We start from the raw sequence: 17,961 nt of genomic DNA, 5'->3' as shown, positions 1-17,961 counted from the left end.
TCAGGCCGCCAGCGCCAGCAGCGCGTCGCGCCGGGCGACGAGTTCGCCATGCGTGCCAGTGCCTGCCACGCCATCGACGGAAGCCAGCGCCCGCTCCAGCCGCGCCGCCGCCTCACCGCTCAGCGTGGGCAGCAGATTGGCGATGCCGACCATGTCGTCCATCTTCGCCCAGCAGTTCAGCGCGATGTCGCAGCCCGCCGCGATGGCCTGCGCGGCAAGGTCCGGCACACTGCCCGAAAGCGCCTGCATATCGAGGTCGTCGCTGAGCAACAGCCCGGTAAAGCCGATGCGCTGGCGGATCACGTCTTCGATCACGAAAGGAGAGAGCGTGCCGGGATTCTCGGCATCCCATGCGGTGTAGCGCACATGCGCAGTCATGCCGATGGGGGTGTCGTTCAGCGTGCGGAACGGCTCGATATCGAGTTCCAGTTCCTCCTCGCTCACGGTGACGGTGGGCAGTTCCTTGTGGCTGTCCGCCATCGCGCGGCCGTGGCCGGGGATATGCTTGATGCAGCCGACCACGCCGGCGCGGGCAAGGCCCTGCAAGGTCGCGCGGCCGAGCGCCGCGACGCGCATCGGTTCGAAGCCGAAGGCGCGATCGCCGATCACATCGTGCGCGCCCTTCTGGCGCACATCGAGCGTCGGGTGGCAATCGACGGTGATGCCCACTTCGGCCAGGTCCTGCCCCAGCGCCTCCGCATTGTCGCGCGCAGCCTCGATGGCGCTGGCAGGGGCGAGATCATAGAGCCGGTCGAACGCCTCGCCCGGCGGGTAGGCCTGCCAGACCGGCGGCTTCATCCGCGCGACGCGGCCGCCTTCCTGATCGATGCTGATCAGCAGCCGGTCGCGCCCGTGAATCGCGCGCAGATCGTCGGTCAGCGCGCGGATCTGGTCGCGGCTTTCGACATTGCGGCCGAACAGGATGTAGCCGGCGGGATCGGCCTCTTTGAAGAAGGCGCGCTCGTCGTCGCTGAGGGTCAGCCCGGAAAGGCCGAAGATCGCGGGTGTCATGCCGGTTTGCTCGCAAAGTTCGGGCCCGACCGCAAGGAAAGGCCGATCGGAAATGTGGAAAGGGCGGCCTCTGGAGCCGCCCTTTCCGGTATCGTCACTGCTTGACCTGGCACCCAAGCCCGGCCGATTTCATGCCGGAGCAGAGCGCCCTCGCCGCCGCGAGATCGCCGGGAACGGCCTGAAGGCGGAAAACCTTGCCGATATCGGCCTGGCCCTCAACCACGCGGTGGCTGACGCCCGAAAGCGCCGGATACTGCACCTTCAGCGTGGCCCAGCCGGCCTCGGCCGCGGCCTTGTTGGCATAAGCGCCGACCTGCACGCCCACCCCGGAAACGACCGGCTCCGGCTTCGCGGCCGGAGTGGCGGTCGCCGCGGGCTTGGCGCTGGCCTTATCGGCAGGCTTGTCCGCAACGGCGGGGGCCTTCGCATTCGAATCGAAGCCCGGAGCCGGCGCGTCGGGCTGGCCCTGGCCGATCTGCGGCGTGCGGCTCTGCCCTTCGGCAACGGCAAAGCTGGTGTCTCCGGTGCCGGCAACGACATCGCCGCCCGGATTCTCGGGACGGACCTTGTACGGTTCCTTCGGCGCTTCGATCACGCCGCCGCTGGCGACCAGCGGCTCGTCGCCCTTGTGCCGCGTGGCCCAGAATACGCCGCCGACGATGGCGCCGATGGCGACAAGCGCCAGCACCACCAGCAGCGCCGTCTGGCTGGTGCCGCCGCCCCGCTGCGGTTCGAACTCCTCGTCCTCGCCTTCCAGCCAGGGCAGGCGCACATCCTCGTCGCCCAGGTTGAGCTGCGCCGGCCGCTCATAGCTCTGCGCGGCGGAACGGGACGCATCGCGTTCACCTTCACCGAAGGCGCCCTCACCGGCATTACCGCGCGGTTCGTCCCGATCGTCACCCCAACCCATCATCGATTACATTTCCTCCACGGCTTCGACGCCAAGCAGCGCCAGGCCGTTGCGCACAATCTGCCCGATCTGCGCGGCCAGGAAAAGCCGCGCGGAAGTCAGGTTACCATCTTCGGCGTTAATAAAGCGCTTTTCCACGCGGTCATTGCCCAGGTTCCAGTAACCATGGAACGCGGCGGCCATGTCGCCCAGGAAGAAGGCGATGCGGTGCGGCTCACGCGCGGCCGCAGCAGCTTCGACGATGCGCGGGAACTGCGCGGCCAGCTTGACCAGCTCCAGCTCTTCCTCGCCCAGCGCTTCGAGATGATCCGAAGCGGGTGCGAAACCTTCGCCGGCGCCCTTGCGCAGCGTCGAGTGGACGCGGGCATTGGCGTACTGCACGTAGAACACCGGGTTGTCCTTCGATGCTTCCACCACCTTGGCGAAGTCGAAGTCCATCTGCGCTTCCGGCTTGCGGGTCAGCATGGTGAAGCGCACCACGTCCTTGCCCACTTCGGTGACGACTTCGGCCAGCGTGACGAAGTTGCCCGAACGCTTGGACATCTTCACCGGCTCGCCATCGCGCAGCAGCTGGACCATCTGGACCAGCTTGATCTCGAACGGCGTCGGCTCTCCATCGGCGCCGGTCATGGCGGCGACGGCGGCCTTGATGCGCTTGACGGTGCCCGCGTGGTCCGCGCCCCAGATGTCGACGAGCGCGTCGGCGGTCTGGGCCTTCTGGAAGTGGTAGGCAAGGTCGGCGCCGAAGTAGGTCCAAGTGCCGTCCGACTTCTTGATCGGGCGGTCCTGATCGTCGCCGAACGCAGTCGACTTGAACAGCGGCAGTTCCACCGGCTCCCAGTCCTCGGGCGTCTTGCCCTTGGGGGCTTCGAGCACGCCGTCGTAGACGAGGCCCTTCGCGCGCAGCCACGCTTCGGCCTCGTCCGGCTTGCCCGAAGCCTGAAGTTCGGCTTCCGAAGAGAACAGGTCGTGGTGGATGCCCAGCAGGCCAAGGTCCTGCTTGATCATCACCAACATCGCGGCGACGGCCTTTTCACGGAACAGCGTCAGCCATTCCGATTCGGGCGCCTTGGCGTACTTGTCGCCGAATTCGGCAGCGAGCTGCTGGCCCACCGGCACCAGATAGTCGCCCGGGTACAGCCCCTCGGGGATCGCGCCGACGTCTTCCCCCAGCGCCTCACGGTAACGCACGTGGGCCGAACGGGCGAGCACCTGCACCTGAGCGCCGGCGTCGTTGACGTAGTATTCCTTGATGACCTTGTGCCCGGCATATTCGAGCAGCGTCGCCAGCGCATCGCCGACCACCGCGCCGCGGCAGTGGCCCATGTGCATCGGGCCGGTCGGGTTGGCCGAGACATATTCGATGTTCACGGTCATGCCGCCGCCGACGGTCGAGCGGCCATAGTCGCCGCCCAGCGCCGCGATGGCGCGCAGTTCGGCCAGCCATGCCGCGGCCGAGAGGCGCAGGTTGATAAAGCCGGGGCCGGCGATCTCTGCCGAAGTCACCGAATCGAGCTTCGACAGTTCCGCCACCAGCGCTTCTGCCAGATCGCGCGGCTTCAGGCCGGCGGGCTTGGACAGGACCATCGCCGCATTGGTCGACAGGTCGCCGTGCGAGGCATCGCGCGGCGGCTCGACCGTGATCGCGCTTCGCTTCAGCCCGCCGGGCAGCGTGCCGGCTGCTTCAAGCGCATCAAGCGCGGCGTTGAGGTGGCCTGCGAAGGCGGCGTAAAGGGTCTGGTTATCGCTCATGACGCGCGCGGATAGCCGAAGTGCGGCAAAAGGGAAACAGGCTGCAAGGTGACAGGCCGGTTGACACAGTTGACACGGTCCAGGGCAAAAACCGTCACCTTGCGGCGAAGTGTCACCTTATCGGCCCTCAAGTGTCACCTTGTAGATCGCGGCCAGGTGCTGCGCTTCATCCCAAACCTCGGCAAAACCCTCCCCCAGCCGCTCGCGCAGGCGATAGGCCGATTGCCGGCTCATCCCCACCTCCCGCGCCGCCGCCGCGACCGAGCGGCCATCACGCAAGGCGTAGAGAAAGGCGAGCGCCTTGGATCGGGTCCAGCGATACTGGAAATTGAGGCGACGGGTGCGGGGCTGGGTCATGGCGCGCAGGGTATCGCGGCGGGGCGGGTGTAGGAAAATGGTTGGGCGGAAAGGCGCGGAGAGGTGGTTTTCGAACCATTGGATCGGAAAATAAGCCGCGACCACGCAGCTTAACGGGTCATTCCATAGCCTATAACCACAATACGACCATCAATAGGGTAACCCATGTCGCTGTTCACCGAAGATTCCGAATTCCGAGATGAGCACTTTGACGACGAATTTCTGGAAGTTGATGATCGTGAAGAAGCCAATCCTTGGGCCCGTTTCTGGTCGAGGCTTCTTGACCTATCCATCGAGATCACGGGACTAACGCTATTTGTCGCCGTACTCCTCCCCGACCTTTACGATACCTTGGGTTCAAAAGGCACGGCGATCTCCTCCGGACTTGGTTTGGTCCTCTTTCCCGTCGCCATGATTATCGACGCGCTCATTCTGACGATCTTTGGAACAACGATTGGTCGCAGCATTGCCGGAATTCGGGTTGAATGGCCAAGCGGCCGGCGCCTCAACTTCCAGACTGCGCTGAACCGAAATATCCGCCTCTATATTGTGGGCCTCGCCCTGGGCATTCCGTTTATCTGCCTCATCACCTATTTCATGAATCACGAACGCCTAACACGGGGACTGCAGACGCCTTGGGACGAGGCTCTCGGCACGCGTGTTTACAATGTCCGCGGCAGCACCAATCGGACAGTGCTCGTCGCCCTGTCGTTCCTGTTCATTCGCCTTGTAAATTCATTCATTACACACGAACTGAATCCCCCCGGCGCCGTCCTGCGCACCCAGGTCATTCCCGTAGAAGACACTATTGCGAGATCCAATAATCCCGTTGCACCGCCCCTCTCGGTCCCCGTTCCGGCAGTGCCCCCACCTCCTGTGCCCCCACCTCCTGTGGTCGTTCCCGGCTCAGCTGGCGACGGCGCCGATCCGATCGCAGAACGGCTGAAAACGGCAGCAGCTCAAATCCCCTCGAAGATGGTGAACGGCACCACTCGATTCGACCGAGCGGAAGCCAATGGGCGCGAGATCACGAATTTCTACACCATCACTCGCCGAGAGGCATCCGATGAGACTTTCAGCAAACTCTGGGCTGAACAGATCCGCCCGCAGGCTTGCGCAAATCCCAATATGATCGCGCTCATGCGAGATTTGCGGGGGTCATACCGCTACGTCTATCACATGCCGGACGACAGCAAGCCATTGGTGTTTGAGATTCATTGGTCGGATTGCTGACTCGCGCCAGACAAGAGCCATAGGCAAGCTCAACGGGCGATTGCAGAGTTTTAACCCCCACGCGATCCTGAAAATCATCGCCATTCCCGGCGTTGCTCTGCCGCGCCCGTTGCGCGACGCGGCTAGCCTCGACCGTCGTCATAACAATTCCTTAGCCAATCCGCCCGTGTTGCCATAATCGGACAGCGAATGGGGGAATGGGGCACTTACATGCATCGGAAATTGTGGAAGCAGCTTGCGTCGATTCCGGCGCTGATCTCGGGCAGCCTGATTTCGCCGGGGTTGGCTCATGCCGCCTGGATCGAAGCATCGAGCGATCATTTCGTCATCTACGCGCAGGACAACGAAAGCGAAGTGAAGCGTTTCGCCAATCAGCTGGAAAGCTATCAGGCGGCCATGGCGCTGGCGCTCCGCTCCGACGAGCCGGTACCTAGCCCGTCCAATCGGGTCACGGTCTATGTCGTGCGCAACGAAACCGCGGTGCGCGCGCTCTATCGCGGCGTCGAGGAAGACAAGAAATCCAGCAACAACGTCGCGGGATTCTACTTTCCTTACGCGGGCGGATCGATGGCGGTCGTTTCCGATATCCAGACGAGCAATGGCCAGCTGGATTTTTCCATGATCGCGCTGCTGCACGAATATGCGCATCATTTCCTGATTTCAGCGAATTCGACGGCGCGGCCGCGCTGGTTCAACGAGGGGGCGGCCGAATTCTTTGCTTCCAGCCGCTTCGATCCGGACGGCAGCGTCTGGTTGGGCCGCCCCGCCCAGCACCGCGCGGGCGAACTGTACGGGGCAGCGGACGTCAGGGCGTCCGAACTGCTCGATCCGGCGGAGTATGAAAAGCACAAGAATTACGGTTTCGATGCGTTCTACGGCAAGAGCTGGCTGCTTTATCACTACCTCACCTTCGAACCGTCGCGCAAAGGCCAGCTTGATAAGTATCTTAACCTGCTGGACGCCGGCAAAGACCAGCGCGAAGCCGGGCTGGAAGCTTTCGGCGATTTCAAGGAACTGGAACGGGCGCTCGATCGCTATCTGGCAGCCAACAAAATGGCGACGCTGAAGTTCTCCCCCTCACTGTTGAAGATCGGCACGGTGAAGCTGCGCCGGCTTACCCCCGGCGAGGCTGCCGTCATGCCGGTAATTGTCCGCTCCAAACGAGGCATCACTTCACGTGAGGAGGCCGACACAGTGGTGGCATTGGCCCGCTCCGTCGCCGCCGAATATCCCCACGATGCCATGGTGCTTTCCGAATTGGCCGAAGCCGAATTCGACGCCAGGCACGACAAGGAAGCCGTCGCCGCAGCCGACGCAGCGCTCGCGATCGACCCTGCCAGAGTGAACGCCTATGTGCAGAAGGGCTATGCCCTGTTCCGCCTGGCACATGACGCGGATGACAAGCAGGCCGCCTATGCCAAGGCGGTTGCCCCGTTCGTGAAGCTCAATCATATCGAGAACGACAATCCGATCCCGCTGATCTACTTTTACCGCAGCTTTGTGGAACAGGGTAAGAAGCCCACCGATCTGGCGCTCTCCGGTCTGATCAGGGCGATGGAACTGGCGCCTTTCGACATGGGCCTGCGCATGAATCTGGGCCAGGCCTTTCTGGCCCGCGGGCAGATGCGCGACGCGCGGATCGTGCTGCTGCCGGTCGCCAACGACCCGCACGAGAGCGGCATGAGCAAGGCCGCCCGCGCCGTCGTCGCCCGGATAGATGCCGACCCGAACTGGAAGGGCGACGGGGCGGCCGCCGTCATGGCGGGCGCGGACTGACCCTGCTTATTCCGCGCGGGACAGCACTTCTCCCGCGCGGATTGTCATCGCCACTTTTGCGAAGGCTGCGGCGTCCACCGCCGGATCGCCGTCGAGCAGCACCATGTCGGCCGCGAAGCCGCGCGCGATGCGGCCGCGTTGGGCGGACTGGCCGAAGCGGCGGGCGGGGGTAACGGTCAGCGCCGCCAGCACGTGGCGCCAGTCCATCGCCTGCGCCATCAGCCGATATTCGGCGCTGGGGTCGAACACATCCATGAAGCCGGCGTCGGTGCCGAACAGCACATCGCCGCCGCCCTCGCTCAGCGCGCGGACCTGCTGGACCACGCCGGACACCGGCGTGGCCTCCGCCGGATAGACCTCGAACAGCATCATCGTCGGCACCAGCGCGACATGCTTCTTCACCAGCTTGCTGACTTGCGCGGCATCCCAGGGGCCGGCGAGCGGCGCGCTGTGGGCGAGCACGTCGACGCCGTTCTCCACCGCCGCATCCAGCCCCGCGCGATTGGTGGGATGGGCGAAGACCGGCAGATGATGGCGGTGCGCCTCCGCCGTCAGCGCACGGATCTGGTCGGCGGGCATGACCATGACTTCGTCTTCGCCCAGGATCGCGCCGGTGAACAGTTTCACGCCGTCCACGCCTTCCCGTGCCTGCCGGTCCAGCCGCGCGACGGCTTCGGGGGTCGAGCGGATTTCGGGGATGGCGATGTGCTCCGCCTCGTAGACCGGGCGGGCGTAGACCGGGGTGCCGTCCTTCGGGAAAAACGGATCGCCCACCGTCAGGATCTGGGGGCCGGCGATCTTGCCCTCCCCGATCATCCGCCGCAGCGTGGTGGCGCTGGCGGTGCTGGAGGCAAGGTCGAACACGGTGGTGAAGCCCCAGCGCGTGAACATGTCGCGCAGTTGCCCCTCCAGCTTGGCGGGATCGGCCGCCTCGGGGTGGAGCAGGTCATGCGTCATCAGATGGACATGGCTGTTCCAGAACCCGGCAACGAGCGTGCGTCCGGTAGCTGAAACCTGCCGCATCCCTTGCGGCACCGCCAGTTTCGCGCGCGGGCCAACGGCAGCGATGCGGCCATCGCGGACGATCACCACGCTGTCGTCCAGCGCTTTCGCCTGCGGATCGGCGTAGACCCGCGCGCCGACGATCGCGAAATCGTCCGCAACAGCCGGTTCGCCCAAACCTATCGCAGCCAGACACGCCGCGACCACTGCCAGCCTTTTCATGCACACCCCCTTCAGTCGCCGCACCGCGACCGGCGCGCAATGGAGCGCAATGCGCGGCCCGGCGCAAGGCCTGCGCCCTCCCCCTTCAAAACCGCCCGAAACGCGTGTATCGGGCCGGTCATGCGCTCCACCCAGATTCCCAAGACCTACCGCGTCAAGAGCTTCGGCTGCCAGATGAACGTCTATGATGGCGAGCGTATGGCCGAACTGCTGGCCGAGCAGGGCATCACCGCCGCGCCGGAAGGCGAAGAGGCCGATCTTGTCGTGCTCAACACCTGCCATATCCGCGAAAAGGCAGCGGAAAAGGTCTATTCCGACATCGGCCGGATCGTGAAGGATTGGCGCCGCGACGATGGCTCCGCGCCGCTGATCGCGGTCGCCGGCTGCGTCGCGCAGGCGGAAGGGGACGAGATCATGGCCCGCGCCCCGGCGGTGAAGATGGTGGTGGGCCCGCAGGCCTATCACCGCCTGCCGGACATGATCCGCGAGGCGACCGAGGGCAAGCGCGTCACCGATACCGACATGCCGGCGGAAACCAAGTTCGACGCGCTCCCCCGCCGTCGCCGCTCCGGTCCGGCGGCCTTCCTCACCGTGCAGGAAGGCTGCGACAAGTTCTGCACTTATTGCGTCGTGCCCTATACGCGCGGCGCCGAGGTTTCGCGCCCGCATGCCGACCTGATCGACGAGGCCAAGCGGCTGGTCGATGCCGGCGCGCGGGAGATCACGCTGCTCGGGCAGAATGTGAATGCCTGGTATGGAGAGGATGCCAAGGGCCGCAAGGTCGGCCTGGACGGGCTGATCCGCGAACTGGCCGAGATTCCCGATCTCGCCCGCATCCGCTACACCACCAGCCACCCCAACGACATGACCGAGGGGCTGATCGCCGCGCATGGCGAAGTGGCGAAGCTGATGCCGTTCCTCCATCTGCCGGTGCAGGCAGGGAGCGACCGCGTGCTGAAGGCGATGAACCGCAGCCACACGGCCGAAAGCTATCTGAAGATCCTGGACCGCGTACGCGCGGTGCGGCCGGATATCGCGCTTTCGGGCGACTTCATCGTCGGCTTCCCCGGTGAGACCGATGCCGAGTTCGAAGATACGCTCTCGCTGGTCGATACGGTCGGCTATGCCCAGTGCTTCAGCTTCAAGTACAGCCCCCGCGCCGGCACGCCCGCCGCGACGATGGCGGACCAGATCCCCGTCGCCGTAATGGACGAGCGTCTCCAGCGTCTTCAGGCCGCGCTGCTGCGCGACCAGTTTGCCTTCAACACGGCTTCGGTAGGCAAGACCTGCGAAGTGCTGGTGGAGCGCAAGGGCAAGCATCCGGGGCAATGGGTGGGCAAGTCGCCCTGGCTGCAATCGGTTCACTTCACGGGTGAGGTGGCGATCGGCGATCTGGTCACCGTGGAACTGAGCGAGGCCATCGCCAACTCGATCTCCGCGCGGTTGCTGAGCCCGGTCGCCGCGTGAGCGACCGGGAAGCGCTGGTTCTCGTTCCAGGACTGTCCTGCGACCGCCACGTCTGGCAGGCGCAAGTCGCCGGGCTGGCGGACATCGCGGACATCACCATTGGCGATACGCTGAAGGACGATTCGATTGCGCTGATGGCCAGCCGCGTGCTGGACGCCGCGCCGGAACGGTTCGCCATCGCCGGCTTCTCGATGGGTGGCTATGTCGCGATGGAAGTGTGGCGCCGCGCGCCGGAGCGGGTGATCCGCCTCGCCCTCGTCGATACCAATGCCCGCGCCGATACCGAGGAGCAGGCCGCGCTGCGCCGCGCCGCCATCGCCACCGCCCGTTCGCGCGGGTTCGAGCATGTGCTGCGCGGGTCGCTGCGCCAGCTGGTCGCGCCGGACTGTCCCGAGCCGCTGTTCGAGGAGGTCGTACAGATGGCCCTGCGCGTCGGTTTCGGCACCTACATGGACCAGCAGGCCGCCATCATCGACCGCGAAGATTCGCTGGAGACTTTGGGCACCGTAACGGTTCCGGCGATGGTCATGGTGGGCGACGTGGACGCCCTCACCCCGCCGCGCCTTGCCGAAGAAATGGTGCAGGCGTTGACGCAGCCTCTGGCGGGGGCAGTCTACGAACTGATCGCCGACGCCGGGCACATGGCGCCGATGGAGCAGCCGGAGGCGGTCAATGCCGCCTTCCGGCGCTGGCTTATACGGTAACTGTCATTCGAACGGCTTGAGGTCGTCTGCGGAGATCAGTTCCTTGCCGATGGTGTCCGAATCGCTGGCGGGCTGCACGGTGGCGTTTTCGGGATAGACCTTGCCGTCGAACGGCAGCCGCTTCATGCCTTCGGGCATGCCGCCGCCGGATACGGTAACCGCCAGATCGCGCCAGCCGTGGCTCTTGCTGTCCAGCACGCCGACGGGAAGCTGTACCACGCTGACTTCGCCCACCTTCTTGAAGCCGCCGTTATCGCGCTTCAGCACCAGCAGGTTGCAGCCGCCGGTGCCGCACATCATCGGCCCGCCCAGATAGGCCAGTGTTTCGGCGGTGCCGTCCCCGTCCAAATCGACTTCCGCCGTCGCATATTGCAGGGTGCCCAGATCGCTGGAGACCGCATCCTTGTAATTGGTGCGGATCCAGTCCTCCACGCTCATCTCCGCCACTTCGGTGGCTTCCGAAGTCTCGCTGGCGGTGGCGGCCACTTCGGGTGGAGCCGCGTCCTTCTTGCAGGCGGCGAGCGAAAGCGCGAGCGCGGCGACAGCCAGCACGGCCGGAGCGGTGCGCAGCGCCTTGACGGAATCAAACCTGGTGGAAGCACGTTTTGTCATAGGGATAGGCTAGCCGCAGTGGCGCAGTGCCCGCAAGATCGGCCTGTCGCATAGGTGGCGGTACCCATCTTGCGCCGACGTGATCCGTATGGACGAGACGAAAGAGGCACATGTGAAGAGGGGTTCCGGCGCCTCACGCTCCGGAACCCCTCCCGCGACCCGCCGGGCGGCGGGGGCTATCTCCTGTTGGGGTCGACCCTTACCAGAAGAAGCCATTGAAGACGGTGGCAACGCGGCCGCTCCGCATGTTCACCATGACGACATCATTGCCGTAACGGACCCAGCGGTGACCGGCGTTCGGCGCCGGCAGGCGATAGCGGGCGTAGTCGTTCACCCAGTACCGGTTGTTGTAATAGGCCGGCTGGAAACGGTAGCCGACGGCGACCGGGCGATAGGCGTAGCCACGCGGGCCCTGATAGGCCGGGCGGTGATAGTCGTTGCGGTGCGCGCGGCGATAGTCGCGCCAATCCTCGTTACGCTCGCGGCGATCCTCGCGCGCCTCGCGGTAGTCGCCGCGGCGCACGTCGCGATTGATCTCGCGCTGGTCCTGCCGGACTTCACGCATGGACTGGGCCGACGCCATGGTGGGGATAGCCACGCTGGGAACTGCAACGCTTGCCGCCAGCACTGCCATGATGATCTTGCGCATTCTATTTCTCCTTGATTCGGCTCACCTTCTTTCGGGCGACCCGAGTGGCCCTTGGGGTGAGTTCATGTTTGAACCCCCGTGGCTGAACGGGGTTGCAATAAGTCCTTCAGGAATCGGTCAGAAGTGTCGCCGGCTTGCGACAAACCGTTCAAACCGCGCCGGAAAGCCGGATTATCCACCGTGAAGCGGGCAACTTTCGTATAGGCCCGCCTTGCGCGGCGCGATGTGCGGAGCCATCTTCAAGGCAGGACGAAAGAAGCATCCTCACCTGAAAGGAGCGCATGGCCCGTAAAGCAGCCCGTGCCGGAGATCCGGCGCAGTTCCGCCCCGAAAGCCAACGTCGGGCGCGTACCGAAGTCGAGTTCGACGAACAGACGCTGCTGGGAGCCGTGTTCGGCCAATTCGATTCCAATCTCGTACAGGTCGAAAACCGGCTCGGCGTCTATATCTCGGCGCGCGGCAACCGTATCCAGATCGAAGGACCGGAAGACGCCGTGGCCCGCGCACGCGACACTCTCAAAGGCATGTATCACCGTTTGGAAATGGGCCAGGACCTCGATTCCGGCGCCATCGAATCGCTGATCGCGATGTCATCCGAACCGACGCTGGAAGGCATCATCAGCGGCGATGCCGGCACGCCGCCGATCATGATCCGCACCCGCCGCAAGACGATCGTGCCGCGTTCCCCCACGCAGATCGAATATATGCGCGCGCTGGCCCGTTCGGACGTGATCTTTGCCCTCGGCCCGGCAGGCACCGGCAAGACCTATCTTGCGGTGGCGCAGGCGGTTTCGCAGCTGATGACCGGTTCGGTCCAGCGCCTGATCCTCTCCCGCCCGGCCGTGGAAGCGGGCGAGAAGCTGGGCTTCCTGCCCGGCGACATGAAGGACAAGGTCGACCCCTATCTGCGCCCGCTCTACGACGCGCTTTACGACTGCATGCCGCCCGAACAGGTGGAACGCCGTCTGGCCAGCGGCGAGATCGAGATCGCGCCGATCGCCTTCATGCGCGGCCGCACGCTCGCCGATGCTTTCGTCATCCTCGACGAAGCGCAGAACACCACGCGCGAACAGATGAAGATGTTCCTCACCCGCTTCGGCCAGAACAGCCGCATGGTCGTCTGCGGCGACCCCCGACAGGTCGACATCCCCGGCGGCGACCGCATGAGCGGGTTGGCCGACGCGGTAAATCGGCTGGAAGGCGTGGACGGCATCGACGTGACGCGGTTCACCGTGGCCGACGTGGTGCGCCACCCGATAGTCGGGCGGATCGTCGAGGCTTACGAGGGGCCGCTTAGCCAGTACGAGGCTGGGTGAGAAGGAATTAAGCGGGGTCCCCGCCTCCGCGGGGACGACGTGGGTTTGTTGGGTTGGCGTTACCCTGTGGCGCGCTCGCTTCCAAACGAGAGATCTCCCAATAAGATACCGTCGCCCCCGCGAAGGCGGGGGCCCCGCTTTTCTTGCGTTACAGCACCCCACCCAGCCGATCGAACATGTCCTCCCAGTCGGGGTTCATGGTTTCGATCAACCGGATCTTCCACTCCCGCCGCCATTTCTTGACCGCCTTTTCGCGGCGAATGGCGTCGTCAATTGCGTCATACCGTTCGGCGTAGACCAGCCGCGTAAAGCCGTATTCGCGCACGAAGACGGAGCCTGTGCCCTCGCGATGCTGCCAGACGCGGCGCTGGAGATGTGCGGTTACACCGGTGTAGATGCCGCCGCGATAGCGGTCGCTGGTCATGTAGAGCCAACCGCCTTTCTCCATGTCGATGGCTCCGAAAGAAAAGCGGGGCCCCCGCCTTCGCGGGGGCGACGAGGTTTGATTTGCAAACCTAGGCTGCCGAAACGACGGCCCGCCAATTAAACCCCCGCCATCCCTTTCCCGTCATCCCCGCGAAGGCGGGGATCCCGCTTCCTTTTCTCCCACCACACGGCTCGACCCCGCGCGCAACCGGGCGTAAAGCGCCCCGATGGATCTCGAAATCGACATCGAAGCCCCCTGGCCCGCCGAAACCGACTGGGCCGACCTTGCCGAACGCGCGCTGGAAGCGCTGGTCGAAGTGGCGCCGGAACTGGACAACCCGCGGCTGATCACCAGCCTGCTGTTCACTTCGGACGAGGAAGTCCACGTGCTCAACCGTGAATGGCGGGCCAAGGACAAGCCGACCAACGTGCTCTCCTTCCCGATGCTGGAACGCGCCGACCTGCTGGCGCTTGCCGAAGACGGGCCGCCGGAGATGCTGGGCGACCTGGCGCTCGCGGCCGAGACCTGCACGCGTGAGGCGGCGGAAAAGGGCATTTCGGTAGAGAACCACGCCACCCACCTGATCATCCACGGCTTGCTCCATCTGGCCGGGCTGGATCACGAGATTTCAGACGCCGATGCGGAGGCGATGGAAGCGCTGGAAACAAAGGCTCTTGCCCTGATCGGCATTCCCGACCCATATGGGGACCGCACTTAAACCTCAGGGGTAACCAAGCACGATGGCCGACAATGGCCGCCACACCGAGTCCGGCTCGGGAGATGGGGACAGTACCGGCACGCTATGGCGTGTAATCCGGCGACTTTTCCAGAACGACGTCGATCAATCCCTGCGCGCGCAGATCGAAGGCGTCATCAACGAACACGAAGGCGACGCCGATGAGGCGAGCGCCGCGAACGGCGACCTTTCGCCGCTGGAACGGCAGATGCTGCGCAATCTGCTGCACTTCAGCGAGCACGATGCGGACGACGTGGCAGTGCCGCGCAGCGAGATCGTGGCGATTCCCGCATCGGCCAAATGGGCCGACGTGGTGGAGGCCTTTGCCGAGCATGGCCACAGCCGCATGCCGGTTTACGGGGACTCGCTGGACGCCATCAAGGGCATGATCCACATCAAGGACGTGTTCCCGATCCTGGCGCGCGGCGAACAGCCGCCCGAGGATTGGTGCACCCTGCTGCGCCAGCCGCTCTACGTGCCGCAGGCACGCGGCGCGCTGGACGTGCTGGTTGACATGCGCGCCCAGCGCACGCACCTGGCCGTCGTCATCGACGAGTATTCCGGCACCGATGGGATCATCACGATCGAGGATCTGGTCGAGGAAATCGTGGGCAACATCGAGGATGAGCACGATGACGCCCCCGAAGAGTTGCTAATTTCGCAAGAGGGCGGTATCTGGGACGCCGACGCCCGTGTCGAGCTTGAGGATGTGGCGGAACGGATCGACCCGCGCCTCGCCGAAGTCGAGGAAGCGGTGGATACGCTGGGTGGGCTGGCCTTCGTGCTGGCCGGCGGCGTTCCCGAAGTTGGCACCATCCTTGAGCATGACAGCGGCTGGCGGATCGAGGTCACCGACGGCGACGAACGGCGCGTGACGAGGCTTCGGCTCCACCCGCCATCCGAACAGGCGGAAGACCAACCCGAGTAGCTTCCGGCGCCGCCATTCCGGCCACGTCGTACTCAAAAAAGAAAAGACTTGGACATTGCCAGTACGCCGTCTCCCCCCGCTGCGCGCACTTGAAGCCTTCGTCCGCGTCGTCCGCCTTGGTTCTGCCAAGGCGGCGGCAAACGAACTGGCGCTTTCCCCCTCCGCCCTCTCGCGCCGCGTCGCCGCGCTGGAGGATTTCACCGGCAAGCGCCTGTTCACGCGCCAACACCAGTCGATGAAGCTGACCGATGAGGGCATGGCCTTCTACAACGTGGTCGGCCCGAAGCTGGAAGAACTGGCCGAAGCGGTAGAATCGCAGATCGACCGTGGCCAGGTCCTGCGCCTGCACCTTGGCGTGCCCTCGCTGTTCGGCGGCCAGCGCCTGTTCCCGCGCCTGCCCGAACTGCGCAAGCTGCACCCGCGCCTGCATATCGACATTGATACCGGCACGCATCTTGAAGACCGCGTGGGCGACACGCTGGACGCCGCCATCATCCTCGCCAAGGAGCCGGACCCGGCCTATTACCGGATCCAGCTGGACCACAACAAGGTCTATGCCATCACCTCCAAGGAAATGGCGGCCGAGATCGGCACCGTGCCGGACGAAGGCATCCTGTCCAAGCAGACCTTCCTGATCCATCAGGACCTGCCCGAAAGCCTGGACGCCTGGAAGCAGGCGATGGGCATGACCAAGCTGGAGCCGGCCTCGGTAGACCGTTTCGATTCCGGCCAGCTGGTGCTGGAAGCGGCGGCGCAGGGCCTTGGCATCGCCATCATGCACGACGATCACTTCCGCCGCAGCCACGACAACCGTCTGGCCCGGCTGTTCGACGTCGATGTCGAAAGCCCCTACCGCTACTGGTTCGTGTGCAAGCCCAAGGCGCTGGAAAGCCGCCCGGTGCGCATCTTCCACGAGTGGCTGCTGCAGGCGGGGCTCTAAGAGACCGTTTGAAAATTCGCGAAATGCGAATTTTGCGGCACCGGCCCACTCCCCCACCCTACCACCCGCAGGATACTACCAATGGGTGGTAGGGTGGGGGAGTGGGCCGGTGCCGCCTCAAAAATGCCCCTGCGGGCATTTTTCAAACGGGCTCAAAAACCTCACTTCCGTGCAGGATGGGCCGCCAGCCAAGCCAGCGCTTCGGCGGCGGCGGCCCTTGTGGATGCTCCCAACAGGGGCGTCGCGCCGATAATGTGAACCGAGCCGCCAAGGTCCAACTTGCCGGCTCGGTTCAATTGGTCCGCCAGCGCCGGGCCTACGCCGCTCAGGTAGAGCGCCCCGCCGGCCCCGGCGATCTCATCGGCATAGCGGTCCAGCACTTCGATGAAGGTCGCCCCGGCCGGGCTGTAGCCGCGCAGCCGCAGGATCGCCACGGGCGCGATCGCCTGCGCGGGATCGGGCAGCTTTTCGCCCAGCGTGCGCGCGCCGGCGAAGAACAGGCTGCCGCGCACTTCCAGTATGGTGACAGCGTGCGAAGGCAGGCGCGCCGGCGGGGCATCCTCGCGAATGCCGCCGTCGCTCTGGTGGGTCAGTGCGGCAAGCGAGATGTCCGACGCGGCGGAGAGCAGGAAAGTCACCACCGTCACCGCCACGCCTACCGCCACGGCATTGGGGATCGAGGTGAGCAGGGTTGCCGCGAACGTCACCACGATGGCCCAGCGCGCGCCGCCGCCCACGCGCCAGACGCTCAGCCCCTCACGCCAGTTGAGCGCGCCGATCCCCGCCACTACCATCAAAGCGGCCAAGACCGGCATCGGCACTTTCGCCACCAGATGCGGGATAAGCACCACGAAGACCAGCATCCAGAGCCCTGAGAATATCGCCGCCCAACGGCTGCGCGCGCCAAGGCTGATATTGAGCGCGGTCTGCCCCACCGAGCCGCCTGCGGGGATCGTGCCGAACAGGCTGCCGGCGAGATTGGCGGCGCCTTGCGCGATCATGTCGCGCGAGACGTTCGGCTTCGAACCGTCAAGATTGAACGCCCCCTGGCTTACGCCCGCCCCCTGCACCGCGATCACCAGCGCGATCGCCAGCGCCGTTCCGGCAAGCTGCGGGGTCACGATGGCAAGATGCGGGATCTGCGGCAGCGGCAAGCCGCTCTCCCCTTGCCGGCCCACCGTCGCCACATCGCTCCAGCCTAGCCACGCCAGCAGCACCGTGGGCACCAGCAGCGCGATCAGCGGCGCCCAGTTGCCCAGCCGCGTGGGGCGGAGCAACAGCAGGATCGCCAGCGCCAGTCCGCCGATCGCCGCCGCCTTCGGCACGATGGCATCGAGATGGGCGAACAGCGCCACCGTCTGCATCACCAGATTGCCCGGCGGCGGGTGATAGCCCAGCAGTTGCGGCAACTGGTCCAGCACCAGCGCCGCCGCCACGCCGAGCAGAAAGCCGGTCATCACCGCGTGCGAGACGAAGCGCACCGGCCGCCCGGCCCTCAGCAGCCCCAGCAAGACCAGAAACCCGCCGATCAGCAGCACCAGCGCGGTCAATGCCTGCGCCCGAAGCGCAGCGGGATAGGCGGACAGCGCCTCCGCCGCAGCAATGGCCGATGCGCTGGTGGCACTGATCAGCAGGCGCTGGGTGCTGACGAACGCGCCGCCCACGGCCGGCGCGATCGCACCGGTATAGAGCCCCAGCACGGGATTGACCCCAACCATCGCTGCCGCCGCAAGGCCATCGGGGATCGCGACCACCGCCGCGATCAGCCCCGCGATCGGTTCACGCCCCAGCCTGCGCCACTTGCCCTGCGATCCGTTGTCGTCTGGAAAAGTCCCCGCGCTCATCCCGCATGAATGCGCGGTACCGGCGGCGATGGATATACAGACTATCCCGCGTTCGGCAGGGCAATGCTCCATGAT

Annotated in this window: 17 protein-coding genes; 8 read left to right on the top strand and 9 right to left on the bottom strand. The window is 65.2% G+C overall.

Annotated elements, in window-relative coordinates; all coding sequences use genetic code 11:
• The 4 genes from nagZ to ACZ1JC_RS14800 form a co-directional block, all read right to left on the bottom strand.
• Entirely contained in the window at positions 1 to 1,011 is a 1,011-nt protein-coding gene (nagZ, locus tag ACZ1JC_RS14815; protein ID WP_465136130.1) for a beta-N-acetylhexosaminidase, read from the bottom strand.
• Between the two features lie 94 nt (positions 1,012 to 1,105).
• Positions 1,106 to 1,924, bottom strand: coding sequence for an SPOR domain-containing protein (locus ACZ1JC_RS14810; protein WP_465136131.1), 819 nt, complete (start codon positions 1,922 to 1,924; stop codon positions 1,106 to 1,108).
• 3 nt (positions 1,925 to 1,927) lie between these two features.
• The gene (argS, locus tag ACZ1JC_RS14805) at positions 1,928 to 3,673 is read right to left on the bottom strand and encodes an arginine--tRNA ligase (RefSeq protein ID WP_465136132.1); all 1,746 of its coding nucleotides are present in this window, start codon (positions 3,671 to 3,673) and stop codon (positions 1,928 to 1,930) included.
• A 117-nt stretch (positions 3,674 to 3,790) separates the two neighbouring features.
• Positions 3,791 to 4,030, bottom strand: coding sequence for a helix-turn-helix domain-containing protein (locus ACZ1JC_RS14800; RefSeq protein ID WP_465136133.1), 240 nt, complete (start codon positions 4,028 to 4,030; stop codon positions 3,791 to 3,793).
• 165 nt (positions 4,031 to 4,195) lie between these two features.
• Between ACZ1JC_RS14800 and ACZ1JC_RS14795 the strand changes: the two genes are divergently transcribed.
• Both ACZ1JC_RS14795 and ACZ1JC_RS14790 read left to right on the top strand, forming a co-directional pair.
• On the top strand, positions 4,196 to 5,263 hold the full coding sequence (locus tag ACZ1JC_RS14795) for an RDD family protein (protein WP_465136134.1): 1,068 nt from the start codon (positions 4,196 to 4,198) through the stop codon (positions 5,261 to 5,263).
• A gap of 210 nt (positions 5,264 to 5,473) precedes the next feature.
• Entirely contained in the window at positions 5,474 to 7,039 is a 1,566-nt protein-coding gene (locus tag ACZ1JC_RS14790; RefSeq protein WP_465136135.1) for a hypothetical protein, read from the top strand.
• A gap of 6 nt (positions 7,040 to 7,045) precedes the next feature.
• Here ACZ1JC_RS14790 and ACZ1JC_RS14785 read toward each other — a convergent pair whose 3' ends face one another.
• Complete coding sequence (locus tag ACZ1JC_RS14785; RefSeq protein ID WP_465136136.1) at positions 7,046 to 8,263, bottom strand: amidohydrolase family protein; 1,218 nt, start codon at positions 8,261 to 8,263, stop codon at positions 7,046 to 7,048.
• A 120-nt stretch (positions 8,264 to 8,383) separates the two neighbouring features.
• Here ACZ1JC_RS14785 and miaB point away from each other — a divergent pair, with 120 nt between their 5' ends.
• A complete protein-coding gene (gene miaB / locus ACZ1JC_RS14780; protein WP_465136137.1) occupies positions 8,384 to 9,730 on the top strand; it encodes a tRNA (N6-isopentenyl adenosine(37)-C2)-methylthiotransferase MiaB in 1,347 nt (448 codons plus the stop codon).
• Entirely contained in the window at positions 9,727 to 10,434 is a 708-nt protein-coding gene (locus ACZ1JC_RS14775; protein ID WP_465136138.1) for an alpha/beta fold hydrolase, read from the top strand. The genes miaB and ACZ1JC_RS14775 overlap by 4 nt, the downstream gene beginning before the upstream one ends.
• Positions 10,435 to 10,437: 3 nt before the next feature.
• On the opposite strand, the gene ACZ1JC_RS14770 is transcribed toward ACZ1JC_RS14775, so the two are convergent.
• Positions 10,438 to 11,046 carry a hypothetical protein gene (locus tag ACZ1JC_RS14770; protein WP_465136139.1) on the bottom strand — a complete coding sequence of 203 codons (609 nt, stop codon included), beginning with the start codon at positions 11,044 to 11,046 and terminating at the stop codon, positions 10,438 to 10,440.
• 199 nt (positions 11,047 to 11,245) lie between these two features.
• The gene (locus ACZ1JC_RS14765; RefSeq protein ID WP_465136140.1) at positions 11,246 to 11,695 is read right to left on the bottom strand and encodes an RcnB family protein; all 450 of its coding nucleotides are present in this window, start codon (positions 11,693 to 11,695) and stop codon (positions 11,246 to 11,248) included.
• Positions 11,696 to 11,976: 281 nt separating this feature from the next.
• Here ACZ1JC_RS14765 and ACZ1JC_RS14760 point away from each other — a divergent pair, with 281 nt between their 5' ends.
• Positions 11,977 to 13,011 carry a PhoH family protein gene (locus ACZ1JC_RS14760; protein ID WP_465136141.1) on the top strand — a complete coding sequence of 345 codons (1,035 nt, stop codon included), beginning with the start codon at positions 11,977 to 11,979 and terminating at the stop codon, positions 13,009 to 13,011.
• A 148-nt stretch (positions 13,012 to 13,159) separates the two neighbouring features.
• Here ACZ1JC_RS14760 and ACZ1JC_RS14755 read toward each other — a convergent pair whose 3' ends face one another.
• Positions 13,160 to 13,459 (bottom strand): GIY-YIG nuclease family protein, encoded by a 300-nt coding sequence (locus ACZ1JC_RS14755; RefSeq protein ID WP_465136142.1) that lies wholly within the window; start codon positions 13,457 to 13,459, stop codon positions 13,160 to 13,162.
• 205 nt (positions 13,460 to 13,664) lie between these two features.
• Here ACZ1JC_RS14755 and ybeY point away from each other — a divergent pair, with 205 nt between their 5' ends.
• From ybeY to ACZ1JC_RS14740, 3 genes are read left to right on the top strand one after another with little or no spacing between them, the layout of a single operon-like run.
• Positions 13,665 to 14,156, top strand: coding sequence for an rRNA maturation RNase YbeY (gene ybeY, locus ACZ1JC_RS14750; protein ID WP_465136143.1), 492 nt, complete (start codon positions 13,665 to 13,667; stop codon positions 14,154 to 14,156).
• Between the two features lie 22 nt (positions 14,157 to 14,178).
• Positions 14,179 to 15,102: a hemolysin family protein gene (locus ACZ1JC_RS14745; RefSeq protein WP_465136144.1), complete on the top strand. Its 924-nt coding sequence runs from the start codon at positions 14,179 to 14,181 to the stop codon at positions 15,100 to 15,102.
• A gap of 55 nt (positions 15,103 to 15,157) precedes the next feature.
• Complete coding sequence (locus ACZ1JC_RS14740; RefSeq protein WP_465136145.1) at positions 15,158 to 16,042, top strand: LysR substrate-binding domain-containing protein; 885 nt, start codon at positions 15,158 to 15,160, stop codon at positions 16,040 to 16,042.
• Between the two features lie 161 nt (positions 16,043 to 16,203).
• On the opposite strand, the gene ACZ1JC_RS14735 is transcribed toward ACZ1JC_RS14740, so the two are convergent.
• Complete coding sequence (locus ACZ1JC_RS14735) at positions 16,204 to 17,886, bottom strand: SulP family inorganic anion transporter (protein WP_465136146.1); 1,683 nt, start codon at positions 17,884 to 17,886, stop codon at positions 16,204 to 16,206.
• Positions 17,887 to 17,961 lie beyond the last annotated feature (75 nt).

This window comes from Sphingomonas sp. BL-S-28 (genome assembly GCF_055521515.1).
The sequence above is the reverse complement of the archived record's forward strand: the minus strand, read 5'-3'. Positions and strand labels throughout refer to the sequence as shown.

Coding starts and splice junctions, on each gene's coding strand:
- nagZ (WP_465136130.1), bottom strand. CDS start 1,011: ATGACACCCGCGATCTTCGGCCTTTCCGGGCTGACCCTCAGCGACGAC.
- ACZ1JC_RS14810 (WP_465136131.1), bottom strand. CDS start 1,924: ATGATGGGTTGGGGTGACGATCGGGACGAACCGCGCGGTAATGCCGGT.
- argS (WP_465136132.1), bottom strand. CDS start 3,673: ATGAGCGATAACCAGACCCTTTACGCCGCCTTCGCAGGCCACCTCAAC.
- ACZ1JC_RS14800 (WP_465136133.1), bottom strand. CDS start 4,030: ATGACCCAGCCCCGCACCCGTCGCCTCAATTTCCAGTATCGCTGGACC.
- ACZ1JC_RS14795 (WP_465136134.1), top strand. CDS start 4,196: ATGTCGCTGTTCACCGAAGATTCCGAATTCCGAGATGAGCACTTTGAC.
- ACZ1JC_RS14790 (WP_465136135.1), top strand. CDS start 5,474: ATGCATCGGAAATTGTGGAAGCAGCTTGCGTCGATTCCGGCGCTGATC.
- ACZ1JC_RS14785 (WP_465136136.1), bottom strand. CDS start 8,263: ATGAAAAGGCTGGCAGTGGTCGCGGCGTGTCTGGCTGCGATAGGTTTG.
- miaB (WP_465136137.1), top strand. CDS start 8,384: ATGCGCTCCACCCAGATTCCCAAGACCTACCGCGTCAAGAGCTTCGGC.
- ACZ1JC_RS14770 (WP_465136139.1), bottom strand. CDS start 11,046: ATGACAAAACGTGCTTCCACCAGGTTTGATTCCGTCAAGGCGCTGCGC.
- ACZ1JC_RS14765 (WP_465136140.1), bottom strand. CDS start 11,695: ATGCGCAAGATCATCATGGCAGTGCTGGCGGCAAGCGTTGCAGTTCCC.
- ACZ1JC_RS14760 (WP_465136141.1), top strand. CDS start 11,977: ATGGCCCGTAAAGCAGCCCGTGCCGGAGATCCGGCGCAGTTCCGCCCC.
- ACZ1JC_RS14755 (WP_465136142.1), bottom strand. CDS start 13,459: ATGGAGAAAGGCGGTTGGCTCTACATGACCAGCGACCGCTATCGCGGC.
- ybeY (WP_465136143.1), top strand. CDS start 13,665: ATGGATCTCGAAATCGACATCGAAGCCCCCTGGCCCGCCGAAACCGAC.
- ACZ1JC_RS14745 (WP_465136144.1), top strand. CDS start 14,179: ATGGCCGACAATGGCCGCCACACCGAGTCCGGCTCGGGAGATGGGGAC.
- ACZ1JC_RS14735 (WP_465136146.1), bottom strand. CDS start 17,886: ATGAGCGCGGGGACTTTTCCAGACGACAACGGATCGCAGGGCAAGTGG.